Genomic DNA, 9706 nt, shown 5'->3' with positions numbered 1-9706 from the left:
GCGGTGCTCGGAGGCGGGTTTTCGGGACGTACGTCCCAGGCGAATCTTGTCGGTCTCGACCCGCAGTCACAGCCTCGCAGGCTCGACTGTGCGCTCGCTCGACCCCTTCGGGTTCGCCCGGCGCAAGCGCCAGGCGACCTCAGGCCTTGGCCGCCTTGACGGCCTCGGTGACTGCCGGGAGGACGGTGTGGAGGTCGCCCACGACGCCGAAGTCGACGAGCTCGAAGATCGGTGCCTCTTCGTCCTTGTTGACCGCGACGATGGTCTTCGAGGTCTGCATACCGGCGCGGTGCTGGATCGCACCGGAGATCCCGTTGGCCACGTAGAGCTGCGGGGAGACGGTCTTGCCGGTCTGGCCGACCTGGAAGGTGTGCGGCATCCAGCCGGAGTCGACCGCGGCACGCGAGGCACCCACGGCGGCACCGAGCGCGTCGGCGAGACCCTCGACGGCGGAGAAGTCGCCGCCGGTGCCACGACCACCGGAGACCACGATCGCGGCCTCGGTCAGCTCGGGGCGACCGGAGGCCTTACGCGGCTGGGAGGCCACGATCTGGGCGGTCTTGGCGGCATCGGAGATGGTCACCTCGAACGGGGTCACCGCGGCGGCGCCGGCCTTCTCGACCGGGGCGGCCGAGTTGGGCTTGACCGTGATGATCGGGGTGCCCTTGGTGACCTTGCCCTTGACCGTGAAGTTGCCGGCGAAGACCGACTGGGTCGCCACACCGGACTCGTCGAGGTCGACGGCGTCGGTGATCAGACCGGAGTCCAGCTTGATCGCCAGACGAGCCGCGACCTCCTTGTTCTCCGCGGAGGACGGCAGCAGGATCGCAGCCGGGGAAGCAGCGCCGGCGAGCTGGGCGAGCGCCTCGGCGCGCGGGGCGACCAGGTAGCCCTTGATCTGGGCGTCGTCGATGACGTAGACCTTCTCGGCGCCATAGGCCTTGACGGCCTCCGCGGCACCAGCGGCGCCGTCGGCGCCACCGATGTAGACCGCGGAGGGCTCGCCGAGCTTGGCGGCCAGGGTGAGCAGCTCGTAGGTCGGCTTCTTGACCTGACCAGCGACGTGGTCGATGAGAACGAGAACTTCAGCCATGATTCAAAGATCCTTTCTCGGCCTCAGATGAACTTCTTGGACGCGAGGAACTCGGCCAGCGCCTTGGCGCCCGAGCCGTCCTCGTCGGTGACGATCTCACCGGCGGTACGCGGCGGACGGGCCGCGGTCTCCTCGACCGCGGTGTACGCAGCACCCAGACCCACCTGGGCGGCGTCGACGCCGAGGTCGGCCAGCGACCACGCCTCCAGCGGCTTCTTCTTGGCCGCCATGATGCCCTTGAACGAGGGGTAGCGGGCCTCGCCGGACTGGTCGGTGACCGAGAGGACCAGCGGCAGCGTGCCACCGATGACCTCGGTGGCGACATCGCCGTCACGCTTGATCCGGACCTGGTCGCCCTGGGTCTCCACCACCGCGGCGAGGGTGACCTGCGGCAGGCCGAGACGCTCGGCCAGCATCGCCGGGACCACGCTCATCCCCGCGTCGGTCGAGGCCAGACCGCCGACCACGAGGTCGACCTTGGTCTCGGCACCGATCTTCTCGATCGCCTTCGCGAGCACCAGCGAGGTGGCGATCGAGTCCGAGCCCGCGATCGCGTCGTCGACGACGTGCACGGCCTTGTCGGCACCCATCTGCAGCGCCTTGCGCACCGCAGCCTCAGCGGCCTGGGGACCAACGGTCAGCGCGGTGACGGTGATCTCCTCACCCTCACGCTTCTCCTTGATCTGCAACGACTGCTCAACCGCGTACTCATCGAGCTCGGAGAGCAGACCGTCGACGTTCACGCGGTCGACGGTGAAGTCGTCCTCGAACTGCCGGTCCGCGGTCGCGTCCGGCACGTACTTCACAAGCACAACAATGTTCATGATGGTGCGGCCTTGCCGGCCCCTCCTGGAATGGTCGTAGTTCGCCAGCGATGTTACCCGTCAGTCACATACGATGACAGGTGCCTACGCGTTGAGAATGTCACATGGCCTCAGGGCCGGATGACACCGGCCACGATGCGGCCGACGATCAGCCACGCCAGCGCACCGATGCCCCAGTTGAAGAGTGCGTTCTTGATCTCGGCGTCCTCACCGCTGAACTGCTTGATGCCGTTCTCCCGCGAGAACAGGCCCAGGTCGGCGACGTCGGCGAGGTTGAGGACGAACTCCACGAGGGGGTTGTCCTGGTTCGCGTTGAGCGCGATCAGCAGCGCTCCGATCGCCAGCGCCAGCGCGGCGAGCAGCGCGATCACCCAGACCACCCTGGCGGCGTAGGACCGAACGGTGTTGACCACACCCGGCCCGGCGGACGTCTTGGTGTCGGACACGAGAGTCACTTCCCTTCGAAGTTGGCTTTGCCGGGGCCGTTCTCCAGGAACGATCCCATCCCGGTCTGGGAGTCCTGCGTCGCGAACACGCCGGCGAACTGCTGCTGCTCGATGGCCAGCCCGGTGGCGAGGTCCACCCCGAGCCCCTTGTCGATCGCCGTCTTCGCCGCCGCCAGAGCGTACGGTGCCGCCTTCTTGAACTGGCTCGCGCACGCGAGCGCCTCCTCATAGACCGATGCCGCCGGCACGAGCCGGTCGGCCAAGCCGATTGCAAGCGCCTCGTCTGCCTTGACGAAGCGGCCCGAGAAGATCAGATCCTTGGCCTTGGACGGCCCGATCAGCCGTGCCAGCCGTTGGGTGCCACCGGCACCCGGGATGATGCCGAGCAGAACCTCCGGCTGACCGAAGGTCGCGTCGTCGGCGGCGATGCGGAAGTCGGCGGCGAGCGCCAGCTCGCAGCCCCCGCCCAGCGCGTAGCCGGTCACCGCGGCCACCACCGGCTTGGGCATCTCGGCGACGGCCGTCACCGCGGCCTGTACGCCCGCGACCCGCTTGGCCATCTCGGAGTAGGAGAGGCCGGCCATCTCCTTGACGTCGTTCCCGGCTGCGAACAGCCTCTCGCCTCCGTAGACGACGACCGCGCGTACGTCGTCGTCGGCTGCCGCCTCGGTCGCGACCTCGAGCAGCTCGGCCTGCACCTGGAAGCTGATCGCGTTCATCTTCGGCCGGTCGAGCCGGATCGTGCCGATGCCGTCCTCGACGGTGAGGTTGACGAAGTCACCCATCCTTGATGCTCCCCTGTCTGTCGGGTCCGTCTTTCGGGTTGCCTGTGAGGGCGGTTACATGTGTCCGGAACACTATCGGGTGCCTGCCACCTCTCGCGTGCCGGTTCGCGGTACAGGCGTTGCGGGTATCGCGTAACCCCCGCCGGTAAAGGGGCGTTTCAATAACATGACCGATATTCGTTCCAGTCGCACTCGGGTGAGCCTCGGTGCCGCGCTGAGCCTGGCCCTCGGCGCCTTCGTGCTGGCGACGCCGGTCTCGGGTGCCGCGCTCTCCACTACTGACAACACAGACACCACGGCCGCAGAGGCCCGCTCCGGCGGGCTGCTCGGTCACGAGGCCGATGCCGGCCTGGACGTACGCGACCGCGTGCTGCCCACCTCGATCCAAGAGTCCGCGGCGAACGCCCTGGACGCCGTCGACATCCGCTGGAACGCCCACGGGACGCCGACCTCGCTGATCACCTCCGACGGCGTGCTGGCCGCAGCCGGCTCCTCCGACCCGGTCGCCGCTGCCCGGGGCTTCCTCGAGGACAGCGCGGCGGTCTTCGGGCTCACCGCCGCCCAGATGGGCGACCTCGAGCTCGTCAGCGACCAGAAGCTGGCCGGCGGGGGCGGCCATGCGGTGCTCTTCCGGCAGACCTACGACGGTCTGTCCGCCGCCACCGAGGGGCTGGTCACCGTGGGCGTGGCCGACGGTGACATCACCTATGTCTCCTCCTCGTTGTCCAAGGTGACGGGTACGCCGGCGAAGGCGGAGCTCACACCGACCGCGGCGTGGCTGAAGGCGGCGGCCTCGGCCGGACGCCCGATCTCCGGCGCGAAGGTCGGCGAGATCGTCACCGACCTCGCGGCGAAGCTGACCGACTGGACCACGCTGACCGTCCCCGGCCTGGCGACCGACCAGCTGGTGCGGCTGCGGGCCCTCCCCGTCCCCGGCGAGGGGGTACGTCCCGTCTTCCAGGCCACCGTCGTCGACTCCGCCGCCGCCACCCTGCTGGGGCAGACGGCACTGGTCGACGCGGTCACCGGCGAGGTGCTCTGGCGCCACGACAACGTCGACCACGAGAACGACATCGAGGGTCCGTTCACCGGAACGGCGCTCGGCTCCTGCGGCCCGAAGCACACCTTCGAGATCTCCGACGACAAGACCCGCACCCTGGCCGCGCTCGCCATCGGCCTGCCGACCGACGACTTCACCGTGAAGCTCTTCGCCCCCGACGGGACCCTGCTCGTGGAGAGTGATCTGCTCACCAGCCCCGAGGCCGCGACCTACACCGCGGAGAAGATCGACCCGGGGACGTACGCGGTCCAGGTCTGTCCCTTCGACGACTCGCTCCTCGTCGGCAGCTACACGGTCACCGTCGCGTCCTCCGACGCGGGCGCGGAGACCGGTGACCTGCCGGGCGGCAACCCGCGCTGGTCCTACTTCCCCGGCACTCCCGACGCCGCCTCGACCGGCGGCGACGCGGTCCCGGCCAACGACGTGGTCGCCTGCTGGACCAAGGTGTCCGAGTGCACCGGGCCGGAGCTGAAGAGCCTGGCCAACGCCGGTCCCTGGGACACGCTGCTCAACACGACGGTCGGGGTGCCTTCGCTGACGACCGTCGGCAACAACGCCAACACCCACGAGGGCTGGCTCTCGCCGCTGGCCGCCGGCGGCCTCGAGCAGGCGCCGATCTCGCCCCTGCGTGACTACACGGGGAGGTTCACCGATGCCTGGAACAACTCCAGGTGCGCGCCGACCAACCTGGTCCCGGGTGGAAACGACGTCAACTACGTGGTCGGCAACCTGTTCGCGAGCCACAACCGGATGCACGACTGGTCCTACTTCCTCGGCTTCACCGAGGAGAACTACAACCTGCAGACCGACAACCTCGGCCGCGGCGGTCGTGGCCTCGACGCCGAGATCGGCAACGCGCAGGCCGCCGCGATCGACTCGCAGGTCATCGAGCAGACCGGGCTGCTGACCGGCCGCAACAACGCCAACCAGCTCACCCTGATGGACGGCGTCCCGGGCATCACCAACCAGTACCTCTTCCAGCCCGCCGCCGGCGCCTTCTACGCGCCCTGCACCGACGGCTCGCTCGACTTCGGGATCGTCGGCCACGAATACACCCACGCCATCTCCAACCGGATGATCGGCGGCCCCGACGACGGCATCACCTCCGAGCAGGGTGGCGCGATGGGTGAGTCGTGGGGCGACCTGGCCGGGGCCGAGCACATGTTCGCCCACGACCTCTACAACGGCGGCACCCCGTGGGCCGTCGGCACCTACGCGACCGGCAACACCGAGACCGCGATCCGCGACTTCGCGATCGACAAGAACCCGCTCAACTTCTCCGACTACGGCTTCGACACCACCGGTCCCGAGGTCCACGCCGACGGCGAGATCTGGAACGGCACGATGTGGTCGGTGCGGAAGGCGCTGGTCGACAAGTACGACGCGACCTACCCCTACGCCGACAAGGCCCTGCAGCTGCGCTGCTCGGTCGGGACGACGACGGCCTCGCCGCTGGCCGCCGACAAGTGCCCCGGCAACCGCCGCTGGATCCAGCTGGTCTTCGACTCGTTCCTGCTCCAGCAGGGTGCGACCTCGATGCTGGATGCCCGCGACGCCTTCCTCGCCGCCGACCAGATGCGCTTCGGCGGTGCCAACCGTGAGGTGATCGCGAAGGCGTTCGCCCAGCGCGGCATGGGCCAGTACGCCACCACGACCGCCGACAGCGACGAGCCGACCCCGAGCTTCGCCTCGCCGGCCTCGCGCAACGTCAAGGTCACCTTCAGCGCCCCCGGATCCGGAAAGGTGTATGTCGGTCGCTTCGAGGCGCGGGCCACTCCGATCGCCGACACGAACACCGCCACGGCGCTCGGGGCGGTGGCGCACTTCGTCCCCGGGACGTACGAGCTGCTCTACGTCTCCGCCACCGGAGGCGCCCAGCGCAAGACGGTCACGGTCTCCCCCGCGGAGATCACCAAGACGGTCGCGTTCGGGTCTGCGACCAACCTGGCCGCGGCCGCCAACGGGGCCACGGTGCTCTCCTCGACCGAGGGCTCACGCAACCCCGGTGCCCTGATCGACGGGACCGAGGGCACCAACTGGGGCGGCGTGACCGCCGACAATGTGGACACCACCACGCCGTCGGTCGCCGTCGACCTGGCCGGCGGGACGCGCACGGTCAAGACGGTCAACGTCAGCGCCTACCTGTCGCCGGCCACCGACACCGATGCCGACTCGGGTTCGCGCTTCACCGCCCTGCGGAAGTTCGCGCTCGAGGCGTGCGTATCCGCGTGCGACACGGCCGGCGCGACCTGGAGGCGCTTCTACACCTCGGCCGATGACGCCTTCCCCGGAAAGCGCCCGCGGCCGGTCGCGCCCGACCTCAACCTGCGCACCTTCGACGTCCCCGACACCTCCGCCGCGGCGGTCCGTCTGGTGGCGCTGGAGAACCAGTGCACGGGCTATGCCGGCTACGCCGGTGAGCAGGACGCCGACCCGCTCACCACGACCGACTGCAAGACCGGCTCCGACCGCGGCACGATCGTCCACGCCGCCGAGCTGCAGGTCTTTGGGCAGTAGGCCACATGGGCGGGTTGCAGAAACCTGCAATCCGCCCACGTCATCGTTTTGCATTGCATGTTTTTGCAGAAGTGATGACGAAGGCGGCTCCGGCATGCCACAGTAGTGCTCGCCCCGCTGGTGACCCGAGACGCCAGCGGGGCTTTTCTATGTCCAGGTGGGCTGAGCCGAGATGCGGGACACGCTCGGGCGGCCGCACGACCCTGGCAACCGCGCGTGGCCCGGGGTAGAACTGAGTCCAGCGGCGGGCGGGGGTCCTGCCGGTCTGGAGATCGACGATGAAGGCTCTGAGGTACGTCACGATCGGCGCTGCGCCGGAGATCAGCGAGGTTCCGGTGCCGGAACCCGGACCGGGTCAGGTGCGCGTGAAGATCACCGCGGCCGGCGCCTGCCACTCCGACTCGTTCCTGATGGGCCTGCCGGAGGAGGCCTGGCAAACGTTCGGCTACCCGCTGCCGATGACGCTCGGTCACGAGGGCGTCGGTGTCGTCGACGCGCTCGGCGAAGGCGCTCGCGGGATCGAGACCGGCGAGCCGGTGGCGATCTACGGCCCGCAGGGCTGCGGCCGCTGCTACCCCTGCGCGCAGGGCAAGGAGAACTACTGCGAGCGCGCCGCCGAACTCCACATCAGCCCACCAGGACTCGGCACCGACGGGACCATGGCCGAGTACGTCCTCGTCCCCGACGCCCGCCACCTGCTGCCGCTCGGCGACCTCGACCCGGTCGCCAACGTGGCACTCACCGACGCCGGCCTGACGCCCTACCACGCCATCAAGGGCTCATTGCCCAAGCTGGTCGCCGGCTCGACCGCCGTCGTGATCGGTGCGGGCGGTCTCGGCCACGTCGCCATCCAGCTGCTGCGGGCCCTCTCCCCCGCCACCGTGATCGCCCTGGATCTCGGCGAGGACAAGCTAGCCCTGGCCACCGACGTCGGCGCCCATCACGCCTTCCTGTCCGACAAGACGGCCGCCGACAACATCCGCAAGGTAGTAGGCGCCCGCGGCGTCACCGCCGTCTTCGACTTCGTCGGCGCCCAGCCGACCGTCGACCTGGCCGCGTCCGTGATCGGTGTGGAGAGCGACCTGGTGATCGTCGGCGTAGGCTCCGCAACCGCCCAGGTCGGCATGCTCGCCAAGCCGTACGACGCGGTGATCCGGGGTCCTTACTGGGGCTCGCGCTCGGAGCTGATGGAGGTCTTCGACCTGGCCCGTGCCGGGCTCGTGCACGTGGAGACGGAGCAGTTCTCACTCGACGAGGCACCGGAGGCATACCGGCGACTTCACGAAGGCACGCTTCGCGGCCGCGCCGTCGTCGTTCCCTAGGCCACCGGAACGGGTGACCTGAGCCCGACTCACGCAGGGGCGCACACATCCGGGGCCTCGTGCGCAGAGCACAACCACGTGCGCCAGGAACTCGACACTGTGCCAGTTCCCCGGCCAGACGCTGAAGCGCATGCCTAGGTGCGACGAGAGACCCTGATGCGCCCGTCGGGGAGTCGCTCATATCTGCAGTCGGCGTCGTGGATCCGGCGATGATCACTCGGACACAACAGGACCATGTTGGCCAGGTCTGTTTTGCCACCTTCGGACCACGGTGTCAGATGATGGGCCTCGGTCCAGGCCGCTGGGGCGTCACAGTCCTCGGCCTGGCAACCCTGATCTCGTAACCGCAGTGCGCGGTGTTGGATCGGGTGCGCCAACCGGGCGGTGCGGCCGAGGTCGAGGATCTCGGAGTTGGTGCCCAGCACCACTGGGACCAGGTCCGCGTTGCAGGCCAGCCGGCGGGCCTCGGCGGCGGTGATCTGGTCGCCATCGAACCCCAAGGCTGCGGTGCCGAGATCCTTACGGAGGTCCTCCACGCTCATGGTGATGAACACCGTGGTCGCGTGACCACCGTGGCGGGGCAGCTGGTCGACGTCGTAGTTCTCGACCACGCGGGCGAACGCCTGCCCCAGCAGCCGGTCGTAGGGGGCTTTGCGGCCCTTGTCCTCCGCGGACCACTTCCGCGGCTGCGCCAGGGAGTCCAAGATCGTGCGCAGCCGCATCCCGACCGCGCGGGAGACCCTCGCGTGGAGGTCGATGGTGCCGTCACCGTTGTCACGGGAGGAGAAGAACGTACGCCGGGCGGCGTGTTCTTCCTCGCGCTGCAGGGCTTTGGCCTCGGCGGCCTCGAACCTCTCGGGGTCGACCTCGACCAGGATCCGCCGTCCGGCGATCTTGAGCTGGTTCGCGGTCAACTGGGTCGCGTGATCCACGAGCAGTTTCTCGGCCAGGGCCAGGTCCTCTGCACAGACGGCGGGGTCGGTCGCGAGGTTGTCGAGGGCTTGGGTGAGCACCCTGGCCTTGTCCTGGGACACCACTCCCTCAGCCAGCCCAGCCGCGACCAGTTCATACTTCGCGACGCTGGTGGCGAGTTTGATCTGGGAGCGGGCCACACCCTTGTCGACCAGGAGTTCGGTCCGCAGCCACCCCAAGGCGTCCTTGGCACCGGTCTCCTCGGCGATATCACCCGCCTCAGCGAGCACTCGCAGCTGCAACGCGGCCTGCTGGGCCTGGAGTTTCTCCAAGCGTTCGAGGAGGTCCTTCTTCTGGCTGGTGCGCCAGTAGGCAGGGTCGCTCGAGAGGAGCTCTGCGAGGGCGGTCTCGATGGCCTGCAGGGCGGCGTCGATCGCGTCGCCGGGGTTGGTTCCCCAGGGGTCGATGTCGCGGCCGAGACTCATCGCCTGCCCTCTCTCAGAGGCGTGTTGTGATGGTTCTGATTCTACGCCTCAACCACCCCCTTGGCTATCTATTTTCCCTGTTCAAAGCCGATTTTCGTGGTGAGCGACAGACCTCGCTTCTGTGGATGGTAAGTGGCCCGAAGGGCCACCCTCGCGCCCCATCAGGACCACCCGTCGCAAGGAAGAATGCGCTGCGCCACACCCGGGCCGCCGCCCCGATAGCCAGCCAAGTTTTTTCTCGATCTGGTCCGGAGTCCAGGAC

General features: G+C 68.8%; 7 protein-coding genes. 2 read left to right on the top strand and 5 right to left on the bottom strand.

The window, feature by feature from the left end:
* Window positions 1–139: 139 nt before the first annotated feature.
* The 4 genes from ACFU7D_RS26465 to ACFU7D_RS26450 form a co-directional block, all read right to left on the bottom strand.
* Window positions 140–1093, bottom strand: coding sequence for an electron transfer flavoprotein subunit alpha/FixB family protein (locus ACFU7D_RS26465; RefSeq protein WP_378873010.1), 954 nt, complete (start codon window positions 1091–1093; stop codon window positions 140–142).
* Between the two features lie 23 nt (window positions 1094–1116).
* Entirely contained in the window at window positions 1117–1917 is an 801-nt protein-coding gene (locus ACFU7D_RS26460; RefSeq protein ID WP_378873008.1) for an electron transfer flavoprotein subunit beta/FixA family protein, read from the bottom strand.
* A gap of 110 nt (window positions 1918–2027) precedes the next feature.
* The gene (locus ACFU7D_RS26455) at window positions 2028–2363 is read right to left on the bottom strand and encodes a hypothetical protein (RefSeq protein ID WP_378725836.1); all 336 of its coding nucleotides are present in this window, start codon (window positions 2361–2363) and stop codon (window positions 2028–2030) included.
* A gap of 5 nt (window positions 2364–2368) precedes the next feature.
* Window positions 2369–3148, bottom strand: coding sequence for an enoyl-CoA hydratase/isomerase family protein (locus tag ACFU7D_RS26450; protein WP_378873006.1), 780 nt, complete (start codon window positions 3146–3148; stop codon window positions 2369–2371).
* A gap of 166 nt (window positions 3149–3314) precedes the next feature.
* On the opposite strand from ACFU7D_RS26450, the gene ACFU7D_RS26445 reads away from it, so the two are divergent.
* Both ACFU7D_RS26445 and ACFU7D_RS26440 read left to right on the top strand, forming a co-directional pair.
* The gene (locus tag ACFU7D_RS26445) at window positions 3315–6725 is read left to right on the top strand and encodes a M36 family metallopeptidase (protein WP_378873004.1); all 3411 of its coding nucleotides are present in this window, start codon (window positions 3315–3317) and stop codon (window positions 6723–6725) included.
* A 278-nt stretch (window positions 6726–7003) separates the two neighbouring features.
* Entirely contained in the window at window positions 7004–8047 is a 1044-nt protein-coding gene (locus ACFU7D_RS26440) for an NAD(P)-dependent alcohol dehydrogenase (protein ID WP_378873002.1), read from the top strand.
* 134 nt (window positions 8048–8181) lie between these two features.
* Here the strand turns inward: ACFU7D_RS26440 and ACFU7D_RS26435 are convergent, their stop codons facing one another.
* Entirely contained in the window at window positions 8182–9444 is a 1263-nt protein-coding gene (locus tag ACFU7D_RS26435; protein ID WP_378873000.1) for a DUF222 domain-containing protein, read from the bottom strand.
* Window positions 9445–9706: the final 262 nt, after the last annotated feature.

Origin of the sequence: Nocardioides sp. NPDC057577, from assembly GCF_042801335.1 — a bacterium.
Lineage (GTDB): Bacteria > Actinomycetota > Actinomycetes > Propionibacteriales > Nocardioidaceae > Nocardioides.
Note: the sequence above shows the minus strand (reverse complement) of the source record. Positions and strands in the feature narration are given on the sequence as shown.